General features: G+C 39.5%; 14 protein-coding genes, 25 tRNA genes and 1 rRNA gene (1 of these 40 running past the window's edge). 2 read left to right on the top strand and 38 right to left on the bottom strand.

Annotation, left to right across the window (positions count from 1 at the left end):
- Nucleotide 1: 1 nt before the first annotated feature.
- Nucleotides 2-1,240, bottom strand: coding sequence for a beta-ketoacyl-ACP synthase II (fabF, locus tag IGI80_RS04885; RefSeq protein ID WP_002358339.1), 1,239 nt, complete (start codon nucleotides 1,238-1,240; stop codon nucleotides 2-4).
- Nucleotides 1,241-1,537: 297 nt separating this feature from the next.
- Between fabF and fabI the strand changes: the two genes are divergently transcribed.
- Entirely contained in the window at nucleotides 1,538-2,290 is a 753-nt protein-coding gene (fabI, locus tag IGI80_RS04880) for an enoyl-ACP reductase FabI (RefSeq protein ID WP_002358338.1), read from the top strand.
- 98 nt (nucleotides 2,291-2,388) lie between these two features.
- Here the strand turns inward: fabI and IGI80_RS04875 are convergent, their stop codons facing one another.
- The 5 genes from IGI80_RS04875 to IGI80_RS04855 form a co-directional block, all read right to left on the bottom strand.
- Nucleotides 2,389-2,802 (bottom strand): DUF4809 family protein, encoded by a 414-nt coding sequence (locus IGI80_RS04875; RefSeq protein WP_002355192.1) that lies wholly within the window; start codon nucleotides 2,800-2,802, stop codon nucleotides 2,389-2,391.
- 29 nt (nucleotides 2,803-2,831) lie between these two features.
- The gene (locus tag IGI80_RS04870; protein ID WP_438722739.1) at nucleotides 2,832-3,767 is read right to left on the bottom strand and encodes a cation diffusion facilitator family transporter; all 936 of its coding nucleotides are present in this window, start codon (nucleotides 3,765-3,767) and stop codon (nucleotides 2,832-2,834) included.
- A 142-nt stretch (nucleotides 3,768-3,909) separates the two neighbouring features.
- Nucleotides 3,910-4,584 carry an HD domain-containing protein gene (locus tag IGI80_RS04865; RefSeq protein ID WP_002355190.1) on the bottom strand — a complete coding sequence of 225 codons (675 nt, stop codon included), beginning with the start codon at nucleotides 4,582-4,584 and terminating at the stop codon, nucleotides 3,910-3,912.
- Between the two features lie 12 nt (nucleotides 4,585-4,596).
- On the bottom strand, nucleotides 4,597-5,109 hold the full coding sequence (locus IGI80_RS04860; RefSeq protein ID WP_002355189.1) for a DNA-3-methyladenine glycosylase I: 513 nt from the start codon (nucleotides 5,107-5,109) through the stop codon (nucleotides 4,597-4,599).
- Between the two features lie 12 nt (nucleotides 5,110-5,121).
- Nucleotides 5,122-5,613 carry a methylated-DNA--[protein]-cysteine S-methyltransferase gene (locus IGI80_RS04855; protein WP_002362939.1) on the bottom strand — a complete coding sequence of 164 codons (492 nt, stop codon included), beginning with the start codon at nucleotides 5,611-5,613 and terminating at the stop codon, nucleotides 5,122-5,124.
- Nucleotides 5,614-5,724: 111 nt separating this feature from the next.
- Between IGI80_RS04855 and IGI80_RS04850 the strand changes: the two genes are divergently transcribed.
- Nucleotides 5,725-6,318, top strand: coding sequence for a bifunctional transcriptional activator/DNA repair enzyme AdaA (locus IGI80_RS04850; protein WP_002379037.1), 594 nt, complete (start codon nucleotides 5,725-5,727; stop codon nucleotides 6,316-6,318).
- A gap of 17 nt (nucleotides 6,319-6,335) precedes the next feature.
- Here IGI80_RS04850 and IGI80_RS04845 read toward each other — a convergent pair whose 3' ends face one another.
- The 32 genes from IGI80_RS04845 to rrf form a co-directional block, all read right to left on the bottom strand.
- Entirely contained in the window at nucleotides 6,336-7,079 is a 744-nt protein-coding gene (locus IGI80_RS04845; RefSeq protein ID WP_002385408.1) for an alpha/beta hydrolase, read from the bottom strand.
- 1,081 nt (nucleotides 7,080-8,160) lie between these two features.
- A complete protein-coding gene (locus tag IGI80_RS04840) occupies nucleotides 8,161-8,979 on the bottom strand; it encodes a histidine phosphatase family protein (protein ID WP_002358330.1) in 819 nt (272 codons plus the stop codon).
- Between the two features lie 20 nt (nucleotides 8,980-8,999).
- The gene (locus IGI80_RS04835) at nucleotides 9,000-10,466 is read right to left on the bottom strand and encodes a glycoside hydrolase family 1 protein (RefSeq protein ID WP_002361133.1); all 1,467 of its coding nucleotides are present in this window, start codon (nucleotides 10,464-10,466) and stop codon (nucleotides 9,000-9,002) included.
- 122 nt (nucleotides 10,467-10,588) lie between these two features.
- Nucleotides 10,589-12,019 carry a 6-phospho-beta-glucosidase gene (locus IGI80_RS04830; RefSeq protein WP_002375743.1) on the bottom strand — a complete coding sequence of 477 codons (1,431 nt, stop codon included), beginning with the start codon at nucleotides 12,017-12,019 and terminating at the stop codon, nucleotides 10,589-10,591.
- 23 nt (nucleotides 12,020-12,042) lie between these two features.
- A complete protein-coding gene (locus IGI80_RS04825) occupies nucleotides 12,043-13,941 on the bottom strand; it encodes a beta-glucoside-specific PTS transporter subunit IIABC (protein ID WP_002387875.1) in 1,899 nt (632 codons plus the stop codon).
- Between the two features lie 73 nt (nucleotides 13,942-14,014).
- Nucleotides 14,015-14,857 (bottom strand): BglG family transcription antiterminator LicT, encoded by an 843-nt coding sequence (gene licT / locus IGI80_RS04820; protein ID WP_002355181.1) that lies wholly within the window; start codon nucleotides 14,855-14,857, stop codon nucleotides 14,015-14,017.
- A 242-nt stretch (nucleotides 14,858-15,099) separates the two neighbouring features.
- Nucleotides 15,100-15,171, bottom strand: a tRNA-Glu gene (locus tag IGI80_RS04815).
- A gap of 15 nt (nucleotides 15,172-15,186) precedes the next feature.
- Nucleotides 15,187-15,274: transfer RNA gene (locus tag IGI80_RS04810), tRNA-Ser, on the bottom strand.
- A gap of 10 nt (nucleotides 15,275-15,284) precedes the next feature.
- A tRNA-Ile gene (locus IGI80_RS04805) sits at nucleotides 15,285-15,358 on the bottom strand.
- A 13-nt stretch (nucleotides 15,359-15,371) separates the two neighbouring features.
- Nucleotides 15,372-15,442 (bottom strand) — tRNA-Gly (locus IGI80_RS04800).
- A 14-nt stretch (nucleotides 15,443-15,456) separates the two neighbouring features.
- Nucleotides 15,457-15,529: transfer RNA gene (locus IGI80_RS04795), tRNA-Phe, on the bottom strand.
- Between the two features lie 5 nt (nucleotides 15,530-15,534).
- Nucleotides 15,535-15,608: transfer RNA gene (locus IGI80_RS04790), tRNA-Asp, on the bottom strand.
- 48 nt (nucleotides 15,609-15,656) lie between these two features.
- Nucleotides 15,657-15,730, bottom strand: a tRNA-Met gene (locus IGI80_RS04785).
- A 33-nt stretch (nucleotides 15,731-15,763) separates the two neighbouring features.
- Nucleotides 15,764-15,853: transfer RNA gene (locus IGI80_RS04780), tRNA-Ser, on the bottom strand.
- Nucleotides 15,854-15,865: 12 nt separating this feature from the next.
- Nucleotides 15,866-15,937: transfer RNA gene (locus IGI80_RS04775), tRNA-Glu, on the bottom strand.
- Between the two features lie 14 nt (nucleotides 15,938-15,951).
- Nucleotides 15,952-16,025: transfer RNA gene (locus IGI80_RS04770), tRNA-Ile, on the bottom strand.
- A gap of 9 nt (nucleotides 16,026-16,034) precedes the next feature.
- Nucleotides 16,035-16,105 (bottom strand) — tRNA-Gly (locus IGI80_RS04765).
- A 1-nt stretch (nucleotide 16,106) separates the two neighbouring features.
- Nucleotides 16,107-16,183: transfer RNA gene (locus IGI80_RS04760), tRNA-Asp, on the bottom strand.
- A 38-nt stretch (nucleotides 16,184-16,221) separates the two neighbouring features.
- Nucleotides 16,222-16,295, bottom strand: a tRNA-Met gene (locus tag IGI80_RS04755).
- A 33-nt stretch (nucleotides 16,296-16,328) separates the two neighbouring features.
- Nucleotides 16,329-16,418: transfer RNA gene (locus IGI80_RS04750), tRNA-Ser, on the bottom strand.
- Nucleotides 16,419-16,451: 33 nt separating this feature from the next.
- Nucleotides 16,452-16,525, bottom strand: a tRNA-Ile gene (locus tag IGI80_RS04745).
- Nucleotides 16,526-16,545: 20 nt separating this feature from the next.
- Nucleotides 16,546-16,619: transfer RNA gene (locus tag IGI80_RS04740), tRNA-Met, on the bottom strand.
- 23 nt (nucleotides 16,620-16,642) lie between these two features.
- Nucleotides 16,643-16,715, bottom strand: a tRNA-Ala gene (locus tag IGI80_RS04735).
- Nucleotides 16,716-16,728: 13 nt separating this feature from the next.
- Nucleotides 16,729-16,802: transfer RNA gene (locus IGI80_RS04730), tRNA-Pro, on the bottom strand.
- 11 nt (nucleotides 16,803-16,813) lie between these two features.
- Nucleotides 16,814-16,887: transfer RNA gene (locus IGI80_RS04725), tRNA-Arg, on the bottom strand.
- A 14-nt stretch (nucleotides 16,888-16,901) separates the two neighbouring features.
- Nucleotides 16,902-16,987: transfer RNA gene (locus IGI80_RS04720), tRNA-Leu, on the bottom strand.
- Nucleotides 16,988-17,002: 15 nt separating this feature from the next.
- Nucleotides 17,003-17,074: transfer RNA gene (locus tag IGI80_RS04715), tRNA-Gly, on the bottom strand.
- 4 nt (nucleotides 17,075-17,078) lie between these two features.
- Nucleotides 17,079-17,154: transfer RNA gene (locus IGI80_RS04710), tRNA-Thr, on the bottom strand.
- 6 nt (nucleotides 17,155-17,160) lie between these two features.
- Nucleotides 17,161-17,242 (bottom strand) — tRNA-Leu (locus IGI80_RS04705).
- Nucleotides 17,243-17,258: 16 nt separating this feature from the next.
- Nucleotides 17,259-17,331: transfer RNA gene (locus tag IGI80_RS04700), tRNA-Lys, on the bottom strand.
- Nucleotides 17,332-17,337: 6 nt separating this feature from the next.
- A tRNA-Val gene (locus tag IGI80_RS04695) sits at nucleotides 17,338-17,410 on the bottom strand.
- Nucleotides 17,411-17,424: 14 nt separating this feature from the next.
- Nucleotides 17,425-17,502: ribosomal RNA gene (gene rrf, locus IGI80_RS04690) — 5S ribosomal RNA — on the bottom strand; it runs 38 nt beyond the window's last position.

The raw sequence follows: 17,502 nt of genomic DNA, 5'->3' as shown, positions 1-17,502 counted from the left end.
ACTAGTTTTCCTCCCATTTCTTCAAGCAAATTACACCATTATGGCCACCAAAGCCAAACGAATTACTAATTGTATAGTCCGCTGTAATGTCACGTGCACCTTCTGTGACATAATCTAAATCACAATCTGGATCAGCAACTTGGTAGCCTACTGTCGGATGAGCTTTTCCTTCTTGCAATGTTTGTACACAAGCAATCGCTTCGATACCGCCAGCCGCGCCCAATAAATGTCCAGTCATACTCTTTGTACTTGAAATTGGAATTTGCGATGCTCGCTCACCAAAGACACGTTTGATGGCCGTTGTTTCCGCAGCGTCATTCGCCGGGGTTGACGTACCATGAGCATTGATATACCCAATTTGTTCCGGTGTAATCCCTGCTTCTGCAATCGCCATTTCCATCGCAGCCGCCGCGCCACTACCGTCTTTTAAAGGAGCGGTCATGTGGCTAGCATCACAGTTGCTGCCATAGCCAACAATTTCGCCGTAGATAGTTGCGCCACGTTTCTGTGCATGCTCGAGTTCTTCTAAAACCAGCATTCCTGCGCCTTCACCCATCACAAAACCTTTTCGTTCTTTATCAAAAGGAATCGAAGCCCGAGTCGCATCTTCTGTTGTATTTAAAGCATTCAATGCTGCAAAGCCTGCAATCCCAATTTCACATACTGTGGCTTCTGTCCCCCCAGTTACCATCATGTCCGCTAAACCATATTTAATCGTGCGAAAAGCTTCACCAATCGCATTCGTCGCAGAAGCACAAGCAGTCACGATAGTTTGAGAAGGTCCTTTTGCACCTAGACGAATCGAAATATTTCCCGCTGCCATATTAGCAATTACCATGGGCACGAAAAATGGTGTTACGCGTTTTGCGCCTTTTTTATCCATTACCCGTACTTGGTCTTGTAAGGTAGTCATCCCGCCAATCCCACTACCGACAATCACACCTAAACGAGTCGGGTCAATCGTTGCTTCTGTTAAACCACTCATTTCCCACGCTTCTAAAGCAGCGACCAAGCCATATTGAGAAAATAAGTCCATTCTTTTTTGCTCTTTGCGTTCTAAAACAGCACTTGGGTCAAACTCTTTCACTTCGCCAGCCAAAGCTACCCCAGTATCTTCAGAATCAAATTTAGTAATTTTGCCAATTCCTAGTTTGCCATCCACTAGATTATGCCAAAATTCTTTTACGGTATTGCCTAATGGTGTTACGGCACCCATGCCGGTTATGACCACTCTTTTCATACTGTACCTCCGAGTTTATTTTGATTATCAAACTATTATTTCATGCGGTTTCCAGCACTTTTTATTAAAAAATAAGAAAAATAGTTTGACTTTCAAAGTATTTTGGTTAATAATTCAGACATCAGGAAAAATGTCTGTTTTTTTCAAGATTAGAAAATTGAGAAGATTTTGTTATCATTCTCACACAGATAATACCAGTTGAAATTTTATTCGTCAACTCAATAAATGTAACTTTTACATTTTGATGAAGAAAAGCCTATTCTATCAACAAAAATTTTTTATTAAAGGAGATTTTATATGTTTTTACAAAATAAGAATGTCGTCGTAATGGGTGTTGCCAACAAAAAAAGTATTGCTTGGGGCTGTGCAAAAGCATTAAAAGATCAAGGGGCCAATGTTATTTATACGTATCAAAACGAACGCATGAAAAAGCAAGTGGTTAAATTAGCAGATGAAAATGATTTGTTGGTGGAGTGCGATGTTGCTTCTGATGCGTCCATTCAAGCAGCCTTTGAAACAATTAAAAATGAAGTGGGCACGATCGATGGACTAGTCCATGCGATTGCTTTTGCCAAAAAAGAAGAATTGTCTGGAAATGTTAGTGACATCACTCGTGATGGTTTCCTATTAGCACAAGATATTAGTAGCTACTCTCTTTTAGCAGTCACTCATTATGCGAAACCTTTGTTAAATCCTGGTTCAGGAATTGTCACATTGACGTATTTAGGTTCCGAACGTGCGATTCCTAACTATAATATGATGGGGATTGCTAAAGCATCTTTAGAAACTGCCGTGAAATATTTAGCTTTTGAATTAGCTGCAGATAAAATTCGTGTCAACGGAATCTCCGCAGGAGCGATTAAAACATTGGCTGTGACTGGTGTAAAAGACTACGATCAATTGATTAGTATTTCTAATGAGCGGACACCAGATAAAACAGGTGTAACCATTGAAGAAGTCGGAAACACTTGTGCCTTTTTAGTCAGTGAACTAGCTAGTGGTGTGGTCGGTGACATCATTTATGTCGATAAAGGCGTTCACTTAACTTAATCATTTTTTGTCTTTATTTTCTATTTATACATTAAAAAACAGAGATTGGACAATCTCTTTCACTCATTGATTGTCCAATTTCTGTTCTATTTTTTACTTTATTCTATAATAAAATTGACAGTTTCAATTCCAAAAACAGTTGTTAGAATTTGATTGACTTGTTCAAAAAGTTCTGGTAAATCTTCCAGTTTATTTTTAGATTGGATTTTTTCAGAACCGTTATCGTAGCTTAAATGATTGTACGCTTCTTTAAAGGTTACTGCTGTGTCTTCTTTTCGATAAAGGATATATTCGTCATCTAGCATATCCATTTGTAGCTCCTGTTTAAATCCATTTCTGGCAACAACAGCAGAAACTAGATGAGCAACTGTCAAGCCATCTAACGGAATGTCCACTCCATTCATTGCTAATGTGTAGACGGTATCTTCCACTAAACCACAGGCGTTGCAACCACCACTGGTTAAATCTACTGTACTTGTTATAATTGCCTCTTGCATCGTTTCTTCCCCCATATTATTTTTTAAAATTATTCTTTCATTTGTTATTTACGAACGTAATTCACATCATAATCGTCAACTTCAATATAGATATAGATTTTTTTATCAGGCATTTTACTGCGAATGTCTCGTTCAATCGCATTCACAACATCAGGTGCATCTTCTTCCATTGGTTCTACCACATCAATTTTTGCCGCTACTAAAATTTCAGTTGGGCCTAAATGAACGGTTTTTACATCAATTAGTTTTTCAACATCCGCCCGATCAAATGCGGTTTTAATTTTTGCTAAATCTGTAGCGGTCACACTTTCTCCTATAATCAAACTATAAAATTCTTTCGCTAAGAAAATGGCTGCACACATTAATAGTAAACCAATCAGTAAACCACTGATAGCATCAAATGCAGCAATCCCAGTTACCATTGTTAAAAGGGTTCCCACCAAAGCTAAACACAAACCAATAACCGCACAAAAGTCTTCCGTAAAAATAATTAAAATTTCACTGTGACGACTTTCTCGCAAAAATTTTAAGAGCGATAACTTCTCTGTATTCAATTCTTTGATTTCTTTCATCGCTACACACAAAGAGCTACCTTCCACAAGCAAACCAAAAATTAAAATACCAATGACAATAGCCACATTTTCTACTTCATGAGAGGGATGCAGTAACTTCTGAATAGCCTCCATTACGCCTAACGCGCCCCCACCAAAAAAGAGCATCGTTGCAACAATTGTACTAAAAAAGTATTTTGCACGGCCTTCTCCAAATTGATGTAACGCACTTTGCCCACGAGAAGCGCGCTTATTCCCAAAAAGTAATAACACCTGATTACTACAGTCCACGACACTGTGGATACTTTCATTCATCATAGCGGTACTACCACTTAAAGCAAAACCAACAAATTTACTAATCGCTACTAAAATATTCGCAATCAGTGCGGCAATAACTGCAAACATGCCACTCGATTTTTTTGTCTCCATAATTACCTCCTATATGTAACGTAAAACTAAGATAAACCACCCGTTTATTCATCCATCATTTTACCACTTCTGAGGTATTTGTAAAAAAGAGTTCTCTTAAAATTCAAAAAGAAATGTACTGACTGTTTTAGTTGGCCCTCATTTATCGGTGTCCATCCCACTCTTGATAAAATTCCTCCAGATAAAGTTCCATAAATTGATGACGCTTTTCCGCCAATAAGCGACCATAATTTGTATTCATTTGTTCCTTTAACTTTAAAAGTTTCTCGTAAAAATGCATAATAGCAGTATCTTCCCCATTCCGGTATTCTTCTTGGGTTAACTGTTCACGAGGTTGTTTGTGAGGATCGTGAATTAAACGGCCTTTATTTCCCGAATAAGCCATCACCCGTGCAATTCCAATCGCACCGATGGCATCTAATCGATCCGCATCCTGGACCACTTTTCCTTCTAATGTAGTGACTGTTTTCCCAGTATTTCCTCCTTTAAAGGACATATTAGCAATAATGGAAAGGATGTGATTCGTTTGCTCTGTTGATACGTTATTTGCTTCCAACCATTGTTGCACCTTTAGTAAGCCAGCCTCTTCACTTTCGTTAAATTTTTCATCGCCAATATCATGTAACAATGCTGTTAATATACATAAAAATAAATTTGCTTGTTCTTTCTCTGCAATTGTTTTTGCTAATTGTGTCACCCGATAAATATGCCACCAGTCATGGCCACTTGCTTCGTTGGCTAATTCTTGTTGAACATAACGCTCTGCTGCTTGAATAATTGTTTGTTCTTCAAAACTAAGAGATTCATTTTCAAACATCCTAACACTCCTTTATTCTGGATTTAAAATTTCCACCTGGATAATCCCGCTAGCTTTCAGAAACATATTGGTGACAATCGGACCTACAAAAGAAAATCCTCTTTTTTTTAAGTCTTTTGCTACGTTATCTGACAAAAGCTGTGTGCGTGGGACTTGGTATGCTTCTTCATAAATAGATAAAACGGGGACGTTTTTTACAAATTGCCATAGATAATTGGCAAAACTGCCAAATTCTTCTTGTACTTTTAAAATTGCTTGCGCATTTTTAATGGTTGCTTCAATTTTGCGCCGATTACGAATCATATCTGGATCAGCTACTATTCGATCGACTTCGTCAGGCAACAGCGCGGCAACTTTTTCCGGCTTCATTTGGCAAAAATTTTTCATGAATGCTACTTTTTTCCCTGCTGCTGCTTTCCAACTTAAACCAACTTGAAAAACACCCACCGTCAACAATAAAAACAGCAAATCATCCTCTCTTGTAGGTTTTCCCCATTGTTCTGTATACCATTGATAGTTGTTCATCGCCGCCTCCTTTTAAGACTGTTCAAATGTTAATAATGCTTGTTTCATTGCTAAACCACCACGGTAACCGGTTAATTGTCCCTTGCTGCCGATGACTCGATGGCAAGGAATGACCATTAATAAAGGATTTTTCCCAATCGCTGTGCCAACTGCTCGAACCGCACGTGGACGCCCAATTTTTTCTGAAATTTCTTGATAGGTTATTGTCTCACCATAAGGTATTTCTTGCAACGCCTGCCAAACTTCTTTTTGAAAGGGCGTTCCTTCGATGTCTATGGGGCAAGCAAACGTTGTCGAATGTTGGTTAAGATAACTTATTAGTGCTTCTTTATAAGGCGCAGTTTTCTTTTCAGAAGCTTCTAATTGTGCTTGAGGATACCAGTTTTTCAGTTCTTCTATCGATTGATTGGCTGAACCTACAAAAGCTAGTCCAGCGTCTGTCACACCAAGATAATAGTGATCGTTCTGCCATTCTTGTTGCGCATAATAAATCTTTTTTGCCATATTTCTACACTTCTTTCTCGTGTTTTTCTTATCTTCATTATAATTCTTTTGGCTTTCAAAATCTTGCGCTCCTATCACTTTTTACTTGTTTTTATTAGGGATTCTTTTACAATGAAGAAAACGGGAGGTGTGCTTACAATGAAAACAACGTATCGACTTACTCAGAAACGTTGGGAAGCCATTCAAAATAATAATACGCAATTTGATGGTGATTTTTTTTATGGTGTGACCACAACTAAAATTTTTTGTCGTCCTTCGTGCCCTTCCCGTGTGCCCAACAAGAACCACGTTCTGATCTTCAAAACGGCTCAGGAAGCTTTAACACTTGGTTTTCGTCCATGTAAAAGATGTCAACCAACCGGGCAAGTCGTTCCTAACGAGGAATGGGTTGCTCAAATTAAGCAATTTATTGATCGGCATTCAGCGGAACCATTAAGTTTAGACTATTTAGCGCAAGCCTGCCACGGTAGTCCCTTTCATTTGCAGCGAACCTTTAAGGAACAGACAAAACAAACCCCATTAGCTTATTTAACAAGTATCCGAATTAGGCAAGCCCAAGAATTGCTTCTCCATTCACCCCTTACGATTCAACAAATCGCGAAAAAAGTTGGCTTCCAAACCGCAGCATATTTTGCCACCACTTTTAAAAAAGAAACAGGCGTAACCCCCTCTGTTTATCGCAGTAAAAATGAGCCGAAAAAATAACATTTCGGCTCATCGGATTATTTATTGGGGCGTGATTGTAGCCACGCTACAATCAATTGACTGATTTCTGTTTGCTGTTGCTCGTTAGAAATTGTCGCTTTGTTGTCTCCTTTTTGGACACCGTAATTACCAAACCCTGCATGATTCCCACCTTCGATAGATACATACTGCGTATCTTTTGGCAAAAACTGTTTGGCTTTTTGGTAGCTAGTCCAATTTAAAACACCATCGTTTGTGGCTGTTATTGACAGAACCGGCAGATCTTGCTTGTTTAGTGCACCTTTTTCGTCAGGATAGCTGGCTAAATAAATCATGCCTTTGATTCGTTGCTCATTTTCCGCTACAAAACGACTAGCCATCACACCACCCAGAGAATGCCCAGCCAAAACGAAGTTTTGTTGTGGATGATCCTTTATAATTTGTTCTGCAGCATTTGGTGCAAGAACCGCTAAATTCAAAGGAAAATGAACAACATAGACATCATAACCTTTCGTAGCAACTTCTTGCGCCCATTCACTATAACTAGCGGGCGCAACCAATGCACCTGGATAAAAAATCAGTGCTGTATCATTTTTTTGCCCGTTTGTGTAATAATCATAGTTTTTTTCTTGCGTGGCACTTTGACTTATTTTTAAGGCTGAATCGGTTGCTTGATACGTACTATTTTTAATAAAAATAGTCAAACCGATGACTAAGATTACTAAAAAAAGCCCAAGTCCTAGGACAATTTTTTTCCAGCGTGATTTTGTTCTATTTTTCATCTCATTTCCTCCCAATGAAAAAATTCTTCTTTCTGATTCTACCTTTAATAAAAAAAGAACACAACAATAGGAGTTGGTGAAGCAACCCTTTTCTTGCTCCACCAACTCCTAACTAGACCGTTTCTCGATGCCAGGGATTATTTTGTCTCTTTTTCGCCTGCTTCTAAGTAGCTGATAATAACCGTCTCAAATCATCATTTATTTTTCCTACACTTCCCTTATTAAAATAACAATGAAGCTGAAAGCAGAAATATCAACACCGAACAGATCAATAAAGCCCTGTTATTTGATAAAGTATAGTCTAAATAGATATACTCGCCAATGAAAAATACTATCAGAGCTAACGAAGCCCTCAATAAACCAACATTTTCAAAAATATATTCTTTGAAAATGAAGGAAAGGACTCCTAAAATAAGGAATGATAGTAACATTGACTTAACAATAAACCGTTGCTTCCTCGCCATTCTAACACTTCTCTCTAATGAAATTAATTATATCGCTTCACTTGAAACCATCAATACACTTTCTTAAACTTTTTCATTAATATATAAATTATTTTTCAACAAACAGTCTTACTTTCATAAATTTGTCTGTTGTAAAAAATAGTAGCATACACTATTTTAAATAGACATAGCTATTATTCTATTTTATAGGGACACATTACTAATATAAGCAAACATAGTAACAGCCTTATACAATTTAGATAATAAATAACAACCTATTTCATTAACTAAAACAACAACAGTCATAAAAGGACTGGTTTTTAACTGATACATGTCACAATGTTTTCATGCTATTTATTTAATAGTTGATTCACTAATTAAAAAAATAATTTCTAATTTTCACTTAATATAAATGTAAAAATACCCCATCAGAACATGCTTTTATTCAGTTAGTAAAAAAACGGTCCAAAATCTAGTCAGCATAGTTATGCGATAAATCATTTTTGAGCTCGAACCACTTCTATTTAAAAATGTGATGAGGTAAGCCTTCACTTTTAATAAAAAACAATAGGAGTTGGTGAAGCAACCCTTTTCTTGCTCCACCAACTCCTAACTAGACCGTTTCTCGATGCCTTAGATTATTTTGATTCTTTTTCGCCTGCTTCTAAGTAGCTGACATCATTGACTTTATCCAAAGTATATTCGCCATTTTTGTAATGAATTGTTGTGACACTAGCATTCTTCAAACCGCCTTCTGGGACTTTAAAATCATCAAATAAAGTTGCTAACAACGCTGAAATACTCAAGCCATGAGAGACCACTAAAACATTGCCATTCCCGGGATTGGCTGATTCTGTAGCAACAATTTTATCTAAGCCTTTTTTCAAACGTTTAGTAATTGTAGCATAGTCTTCTGCAGGCCAGTTATTCTTGCTTTCCTCGCGCTGTTGATCCAGTTTAGCTACACTATTGGCAAAGGATTCAGGGGTCATGTTTTTCATAAATTCTTCTAAGGAAACACCTTGATCATCAGCAATATCCTGCCACATTGTCTTATTTAAATCCCCTTCGTAGCTACCAAAATTAAATTCACGTAAATCTGGGTCACGCACGACTTCAAGGTCTTTGCCTGCTTTATTTTGGTCTAAAATAAGTTGAGCAGTTTGCAAGGCGCGGCCACTATCACTACTATATGCATTTTGAAAGGCAACATCTTTCAGGCCAATCCCAGTTGCTGTCACAACTTTTTCACCTTCTGGTGTTAAGACCGCATCTGACCATCCTTGTACGCGGTCCGTCGTATTTAACATGGTTTTTCCATGGCGCACAATGTAAAGAGTTAGTTCTTCAGGTTTTGTCTCTTTTTCTTTTGTCGTTGCTTGCTGATTTTTACCACAACCAACCATTACTAAAATGGCCAGAAAAAGCATCCCCACAATCGTCAATCGTTTTTTCATTTTTTATTTCCCCTCATTTTCTACTCAGTTGTTAAGTTTTCACCATTACTAGCGATAACTTGTTTGTACCAATTAAATGATTTTTTCTTAGTTCGTTTCAAGGTTCCCTGACCTTGGTCATCCATGTCTACATAGATAAAGCCGTAACGTTTTTTCATTTCGCCAGTCCCTGCTGAAACTAAGTCAATACAACCCCATGGCGTATAACCAATTAAGTTAACCCCGTCTTCTTCTACTGCGGTTCTCATGGCTTCAATATGTTGTTTAAAATAATCAATGCGGTAATCGTCGACAATCGAGCCATCCTCTTGCAATGTGTCCACCGCGCCAAACCCGTTTTCAACCACAAACAATGGCATATTGTAACGATCTGACAACTGACACAATGAAATTCTTAACCCTAAAGGATCGACAGCCCAGCCCCATTCAGATTCTTGCAAATAAGGATTTTTAACCGCAGGCATTTGGTTGCCTCCGACATATTTTACTTCTTCGGGATAAGCAGTCGAAACAGTCGACATATAATAACTAAACCCGATATAATCAACTGTTCCTTTTTGAATAATCGCTAAATCCTCTGACTCCATTTGAATTGTCATTCCTTCACGCTCAAATTCTTTGAGCTTATGCGCTGGATAATAGCCCTTAGCCTGGACATCCATATAAAATTCTTGCTCTCGGTTAAATTGAACAGCTGCCATCACGTCCTCAGGTTTGCAGGACAAAGGATAACTTGGAATATAAGCCACCATCATACCAATTTGGAAATCTGGATTGATGGAATGTCCTAATTCAACTGCTTTCGCACTTGCTACAAATAGATGATGCGCTGCTTGATATTTACTTTGTTTATCATTATTGTGAATCCCAATTTGCGTCCAACTTCTTAAAAAATTAATTTCATTAAAAGTCATCCAATACTTCACTTTATCCTGATAACGCGTAAAAATGGTTTCGCAAAAGAAAACAAAGAAATCAATCACTTCACGATTTTTCCAACCATCATATTCATCGGCCAAATACATCGGAATATCAAAATGGTTAATCGTCACAACGGGCTCAATTCCATTGCGCAGCAAAGCATCAAAAACTTTATCATAAAAGGCTAAGCCTTCTTCATTAATCTCTTTTGTTCCATTTGGGCAAATCCGGCTCCAGGCGATAGACAGCCGAAAACATTTGAAACCCATTTCTGCAAATAAGGCGATATCTTCTTCGTAATGATGGTAAAAGTCCGTCGCTACATGACTAGGGTAGTATAATTCTTCATCGATATAGCCAATCGCTCCCTCGGGTAATGCTTGATCGCGCGTACACGAAGCTTTTTGGCCTTCTTTAGTTAAATACGTAATCCGTCGCGGTTCTGTTTGACTACCACCAGTAATTGCATCTAATGTACTCAGACCTTTGCCTCCTGAAAGGTAGCCACCTTCATATTGGTTAGCAGCTGTTGCGCCGCCCCATAAAAAATTTTCTGGAAATCCCATAAAATCCCTCTTTCCCTCTGTTTTTAGGCATAACAAAGAAACCATCAAGGGAATTGACGCTGGCAGAAGAGTCCTTGTTTTTTCTACCAACGTCAAACGCCCTTTAATAGTTGCTAATTTTATTAATTACTTAAATCTTCACCATTTGTTGCGATTACTTTTTTGTACCAATCAAACGATTTCTTCTTGCTTCGTTTTAACGTACCATTTCCTTCGTTATCGCGATCCACATAGATAAAGCCATAGCGTTTTTTCATTTCACCTGTTCCAGCTGATACTAAATCAATACAGCCCCAAGTCGTATAGCCTAACAAGTCGACACCATCTTGTTCAACAGCATCTTTCATCGCTTGAATATGCGCCGCCAAATAATCGATACGATAATCATCGACTACATCACCATTTTCGTCTGGTGTGTCTACCGCTCCTAAGCCATTTTCAACAATGAATAGTGGTTTTTGATAACGATCATATAAGTCATTCATCGTAATTCTCAAACCAAGCGGATCAATTTGCCAACCCCATTCACTGGCTTTTAAATAAGGATTTTTCACAGAGGCAAAGATGTTACCAGCTGTTTGTTCATTAATTTCTGGATCTGTTGATGTGACACGAGAAGAATAATAAGAGAACGAAATGAAGTCCACCGTATGTTCTTTTAAAAGTTCTTCGTCGCCTTCTTCCATTTCAATTTGAATACCTTTACGGGCCATTTCTTTTAAAGCATACGCAGGGTATTCCCCGCGTGATTGGACATCAATAAAGAAATAATTTTCACGATCTGCTTGTCGAGCAGCGAAAACATCTTCTGGTTTACAAGTATAAGCGTAGTTGGAACCAGCCGCTAACATACAACCTACTTGGTTTTCAGGATCTACCTCATGAGCAATTTTTGTCGCAATTGCACTTGCTAGTAGTTCATGATGAGCCGCTTGGTATTTCACTTGTTCTTTGTTTTCGCCTTCTTCAAAGTATAGACCTGCTCCCATAAATGGTGCATGTAAAATCATATTAATTTCGTTAAATGTTAACCAATATTTGACTAATCCTTTATATCGGTTGAAAATTACACGGCAAAGATTTTCATAGAAACCTACTAACTTACGACTACGCCAAGCGCCATATTCTTCCACTAAGTGCATTGGGCAGTCAAAGTGTGTAATCGTTACTAGTGGCTCAATCCCATATTTATGACATTCTTTGAATAAGTCTTCATAGAACTTCAAGCCTTCTTCATTCGGCTCTGTTTCATCTCCCATTGGAAAAATTCGACTCCAAGCAATGGATAAACGGTATGTTTTAAAACCCATTTCACCAAATAAGGCGATATCTTCTTTATAGCGATGATACATATCAATCGCCTCTTGTGCAGGATAGAAATGTTCTTCATCAAAGTTAAACATTTTCTTTTCACCAGTGATTACTGGAAAACGATCTGGACCAGTTGGCGCTAAATCGACGTTTGCCAAACCGCGTCCACCTTCGTTATAGCCACCTTCACATTGATTGGCTGCTGTTGCGCCACCCCATAAAAAGTCTTTTCTAAATGCCATAAATTCTCTTCCTCCACATCTTTTTATATTAAAGCGGTCAGCAAATCATCACTTGTTGAAACTTCATTACTGCCGACTTCCAAAATATCTAAATAATCCGCTGTATTCGTCACAACGATTGGAATTTGTGTACTAAACCCAGCTTTTTTAATTCCTTCTAAATCAAAGGTTACTAATGTTTGACCTTTTTTCACGCGGTCACCTTGTTTTACAAAAGCTTCAAAGCCTTCGCCTTCTAATTGAACTGTATCAATCCCAATATGAATCAATAACTCTGTGCCGTTATCTGAAATCAAACCTAATGCATGTTTTGTTGGGAATAGTGTGACAATCGTTCCATCAAAGGGTGCAACCACTTTGCCTTCCGTTGGTTCAATCACGACCCCATTTCCTAATGCTCCATTTGCAAAAGCAGGATCCTCTGCATTTTTTAAAGATAACACTCGTCCTTTGACTGGACTTGTAATATTTTCTTTTTTAATCGTTGTTTTATCAATAATCACTTCTTCTTCCTCAACTGTATCGTCTTTCCAGAAGAAGAATGTTAGACCAAAACCAACGACCGCTGCAATGGCAATTGCAATAAAGGACTGAATCATCCCACTTGCATCATCACCATTGATAAAGTTTAGCACACCAAAAATTCCTAAACCACCCATTGTATAAGCTGTCACATTGTTGATCATCAAATATAAACCACCGACAGCGCCACCAATCATTGAATAAATAAATGGCCATTTTTTTGGTAAAGTGATTCCATAAATTGCTGGCTCTGTTACACCAAAAATACCAGAGATAATTGCTGGCGGACACAAAGCTTTTAACTTTTTATCTTTCAATTTGAAGAACATCGCTAAAACAACCGCTGTTTGCGCAAAACTAGCTGCAAATGATCCCGTTAATACTTGGCTTGAACCTTCTTGTGTCACTTGCATAATAGCTAATGGCACAACGCTCCAATGTAAACCAAAAATAACTAAGACTTGCCAGAAGAAACCAAGAATCAAACCATACAAAGCTGGTGAGAAACTCATTAATGCTGTAAAGCCAGCGCTTAATAAATCTGTTAGCATGCTAACGATTGGCCCAATTACTAAGAAACCAATTGGTAAGGCAATCAACAAGACGAAAAACGGTACTAAGAACGTTTGAACAACTTCTGGAATAATACGTTTAAACACTTTTTGAACTTGTGCCGCAAAAGCAATAATGAAGATGATTGGTACGACACTACTTGTATAGTTCGCACCGACCCAAGGAATCCCCATAAATGTATTATAGGCAGGTAAACCGAATAAATTATACGGTGCTGCGGCTCCGGCACCCGCTGTTGTTTCAAAGGCCGTTTGTAATGCACTTCCTTGAATCGTTGGGTAACATAAAGCTGCGCCAATCACGATCCCTACCATTGGATGCAACCGGAATTTTTTAGCTGCTGTATAACCTAAAATAACTGGCATAAAGTAGAAAATTGCATCGCCAATCCCATTTAACATGGTATAAGTCCCTGACGTAGCCGTATAGAGCTTTAAGAAAACCAATAAGGCATTTAACCCTTTGACCATCCCAGCCGCTGCTAACGCCCCTAAAAAGGGTTGGAAACAACCACTTAAAATATCTATTAAGCGATCAAATAAATTCCCACTGGAAGCTTCTTCTTCACGTTCTCCTGACAAGCCTGCAATACTAACTACTTCTTCGTAAACGGCTGGAACATGGTTCCCAATAACGACTTGGTATTGTCCACCGCTTTTCATAACAGTTACCACACCGTCCATATTTTTTAAGACATCATCATTCGCTTGACTCTCATCTTTTAATTTGAAGCGAAGACGTGTGATACAATGTGTCAAACTATTAATATTCTCTTGCCCACCGACATTTTTTACAATTTTTTCTGCTAGTTCATGATATTTTCCCATCTTTTTTTCCTCCAAAAATTTATTTTCATTTGAAGGTTTAGCCAACTGAATGTCACTATCCAAAGTGGTGCGTTTATTGTTCCGTTGTTTGTACAATTCGTGCAATGTGAATCGTTAGGTACAAGCGTTCTTCATTTGAAACTTGATAGTCATAGTTCTCATTTAAATACAAGCTGATCTTTTCCACGCAACGATAGGCGTTGAGATATTTCTTTTTAATTACCGCATACAGTTCTTCATCATCATTTTCGACAACTTCACGTTGGTGTAATAAGCGATAACAGAAAAATTTTAAATGTGTGCTAAATCGATAAAAGTAGACAGAGTCTTCATCAAAACTTACCTTAAAATAGTATTTGACGATATTTGTAATCTCTTGCATCAACTTTGTCAATTCGTAAATATTACCGACTTCTTCCTCCATCTCCGCATTTACCAAATGCAATGCGATAAAACCTGCCTCATCCGTTGACAATTCCATTCCTACGCGCTTTTGTACCATTTTTAAAGCATTTACTCCTACTTCGTACTCTTCAGGAAAAAAACGTTTAATATCCCATAATAATAAATTCTTAATTGCAATTCCTTGTTTTTTTCTTTCTAAAGCTGTGTACAAATGATCCGTCAGAGAAATATAAATGGTATCATTCAAACTCTTTTTCAACGTTGATTTTGCATAAACAATAATGTCATCCGAGAGTTTCATCATCTCTAAAGGAATATTTCCTAACAATTCTTGAAACTTAAGTGATGTTTCTTGATTGGCTAAATAAAAAACTTGATCGATACTTTCATCAGGAACCCAATCACCAATGCGTTTCTTAAAAGCAATTCCTTTGCCCATAACAATTTGCTCTCGTTTATCATCATCTAATGTAATAACCACATTATTGTTTAAAATTTTGTGAATAATCAATGCCCCACCTCCTTTGTGTTTCGTTGAAAAAAGAAAAACCCAATTTCTTCAAAGAGAACGACACACCTGTCGCTTCATGAAAAAATTAGGTTTAGCTTGTCTTTAAACAATCACTATCCATCTATTTACTTATCCCTACATCCAAAGAATAACATATTTACAAAAAATGTCAACGCTTTCAACGACATTTTTTTGTAATAAAAATAAAAAAAGCATACAAACAATGTTTGTATGCTTCACTATGACCCGTACGGGACTCGAACCCGTGTTACCGCCGTGAAAGGGCGGTGTCTTAACCGCTTGACCAACGGGCCATTAAAAAGAAAAAACGGAGAAGGAGGGATTTGAACCCTCGCGCCGGTTTCCCGACCTACACCCTTAGCAGGGGCGCCTCTTCAGCCACTTGAGTACTTCCCCAAGAAATAAATGGGCCTAAATGGACTCGAACCATCGACCTCACGCTTATCAGGCGTGCGCTCTAACCAGCTGAGCTATAGGCCCCAAATAAGAAAAAAGCGGGTGACGAGAATCGAACTCGCGACAACAGCTTGGAAGGCTGTGGTTTTACCACTAAACTACACCCGCAAATTTTTCTTGGATGGCGCGGGACAGAATCGAACTGCCGACACATGGAGCTTCAATCCATTGCTCTACCAACTGAGCTACCGAGCCAAAAACGGTCTGGACGGGACTCGAACCCGCGACCTCCTGCGTGACAGGCAGGCATTCTAACCAGCTGAACTACCAAACCAATTCGTTTTTGCTTTATGCAAATGTATGCTTTAAAAAATAAAAGCAATTGCGGGGGCAGGATTTGAACCTACGACCTTCGGGTTATGAGCCCGACGAGCTACCTGACTGCTCCACCCCGCGATAATTAGACCAAGGAAACTTAATTCCTAAGAAAGGAGGATAAGGGATTCGAACCCTTGCACGGTTTTACCCGCCTGACGGTTTTCAAGACCGTTCCCTTCAGCCGGACTTGGGTAATCCTCCGTAACAAAACTATGACCCGTACGGGACTCGAACCCGTGTTACCGCCGTGAAAGGGCGGTGTCTTAACCGCTTGACCAACGGGCCATTTTATAAAATTATGGGCCTAAATGGACTCGAACCATCGACCTCACGCTTATCAGGCGTGCGCTCTAACCAGCTGAGCTATAGGCCCAAAAAGAAAAGCGGGTGACGAGAATCGAACTCGCGACAACAGCTTGGAAGGCTGTGGTTTTACCACTAAACTACACCCGCATGGCGGTCTGGACGGGACTCGAACCCGCGACCTCCTGCGTGACAGGCAGGCATTCTAACCAGCTGAACTACCAAACCATACTTTTCTTTTTATGTGCTTTTGAAATCAAAAGCAATTGCGGGGGCAGGATTTGAACCTACGACCTTCGGGTTATGAGCCCGACGAGCTACCTGACTGCTCCACCCCGCGATAATTAGACCAAGGAAACTTAATTCCTAAGAAAGGAGGATAAGGGATTCGAACCCTTGCACGGTTTTACCCGCCTGACGGTTTTCAAGACCGTTCCCTTCAGCCGGACTTGGGTAATCCTCCATGATAAAAATAAAACTATAAACAACGTCACAATGGACCTTGTAGGACTCGAACCTACGACCGGACGGTTATGAGCCGTCTGCTCTAACCAACTGAGCTAAAGGTCCAGGCTCTTCCAAATGTATAATCGCGGCGGAGGGGATCGAACCCCCGACCTCCCGGGTATGAACCGGACGCTCTAGCCAGCTGAGCTACACCGCGAAACTCTTATATTAAAATAAGAATGGAGCCTAGCGGGATCGAACCGCTGACCTCCTGCGTGCAAAGCAGGCGCTCTCCCAGCTGAGCTAAGGCCCCATAAAAATTATTATCGGGAAGACAGGATTCGAACCTGCGACCCCTTGGTCCCAAACCAAGTGCTCTACCAAGCTGAGCTACTTCCCGTATATAACTAATGCACCCAAAGGGAGTCGAACCCCTAACCTTTTGATTCGTAGTCAAACACTCTATCCAGTTGAGCTATGGGTGCTAAATATAAAACAATGCCGAGGACCGGAATCGAACCGGTACGGTGATCACTCACCGCAGGATTTTAAGTCCTGTGCGTCTGCCAGTTCCGCCACCCCGGCGTAATGAATTGGCTAAGCGGAAAACGGGGTTCGAACCCGCGACCCCCACCTTGGCAAGGTGGTGCTCTACCACTGAGCTATTTCCGCAAAATGGTGCCGGCTAAAGGACTTGAACCCTCGACCCTCTGATTACAAATCAGATGCTCTACCAACTGAGCTAAGCCGGCTAAATATGCGGGTGAAGGGACTTGAACCCCCACGCCTTGCGGCGCTAGATCCTAAATCTAGTGCGTCTGCCAATTCCGCCACACCCGCAAATGAAATATGAATATGAGCCGTACAGGGCTCGAACCTGTGACCCTCTGATTAAAAGTCAGATGCTCTACCAACTGAGCTAACGGCTCAAAAAATGGAGGTTAACGGGATCGAACCGCTGACCCCCTGCTTGTAAGGCAGGTGCTCTCCCAGCTGAGCTAAACCTCCAAAAACAACAATTCGCGTGGCGACGTCCTACTCTCACAAAGGGAAACCCTTCACTACAATCGGCGCTAAGAAGCTTAACTTCTGTGTTCGGC

Source organism: Enterococcus sp. DIV1420a, from assembly GCF_051712165.1.
Taxonomy (GTDB): Bacteria; Bacillota; Bacilli; order Lactobacillales; family Enterococcaceae; genus Enterococcus; species Enterococcus faecalis.
The sequence above is the reverse complement of the archived record's forward strand: the minus strand, read 5'-3'. Positions and strand labels throughout refer to the sequence as shown.

What these genes read in the sequence shown, in the direction of transcription:
- fabF (WP_002358339.1), bottom strand. Translation starts at nt 1,240, where the DNA reads ATGAAAAGAGTGGTCATAACCGGCATGGGTGCCGTAACACCATTAGGC.
- fabI (WP_002358338.1), top strand. Translation starts at nt 1,538, where the DNA reads ATGTTTTTACAAAATAAGAATGTCGTCGTAATGGGTGTTGCCAACAAA.
- IGI80_RS04875 (WP_002355192.1), bottom strand. Translation starts at nt 2,802, where the DNA reads ATGGGGGAAGAAACGATGCAAGAGGCAATTATAACAAGTACAGTAGAT.
- IGI80_RS04870 (WP_438722739.1), bottom strand. Translation starts at nt 3,767, where the DNA reads ATGGAGACAAAAAAATCGAGTGGCATGTTTGCAGTTATTGCCGCACTG.
- IGI80_RS04865 (WP_002355190.1), bottom strand. Translation starts at nt 4,584, where the DNA reads ATGTTTGAAAATGAATCTCTTAGTTTTGAAGAACAAACAATTATTCAA.
- IGI80_RS04860 (WP_002355189.1), bottom strand. Translation starts at nt 5,109, where the DNA reads ATGAACAACTATCAATGGTATACAGAACAATGGGGAAAACCTACAAGA.
- IGI80_RS04855 (WP_002362939.1), bottom strand. Translation starts at nt 5,613, where the DNA reads ATGGCAAAAAAGATTTATTATGCGCAACAAGAATGGCAGAACGATCAC.
- IGI80_RS04850 (WP_002379037.1), top strand. Translation starts at nt 5,725, where the DNA reads ATGAAGAAAACGGGAGGTGTGCTTACAATGAAAACAACGTATCGACTT.
- IGI80_RS04845 (WP_002385408.1), bottom strand. Translation starts at nt 7,079, where the DNA reads ATGAAAAATAGAACAAAATCACGCTGGAAAAAAATTGTCCTAGGACTT.
- IGI80_RS04840 (WP_002358330.1), bottom strand. Translation starts at nt 8,979, where the DNA reads ATGAAAAAACGATTGACGATTGTGGGGATGCTTTTTCTGGCCATTTTA.
- IGI80_RS04835 (WP_002361133.1), bottom strand. Translation starts at nt 10,466, where the DNA reads ATGGGATTTCCAGAAAATTTTTTATGGGGCGGCGCAACAGCTGCTAAC.
- IGI80_RS04830 (WP_002375743.1), bottom strand. Translation starts at nt 12,019, where the DNA reads ATGGCATTTAGAAAAGACTTTTTATGGGGTGGCGCAACAGCAGCCAAT.
- IGI80_RS04825 (WP_002387875.1), bottom strand. Translation starts at nt 13,941, where the DNA reads ATGGGAAAATATCATGAACTAGCAGAAAAAATTGTAAAAAATGTCGGT.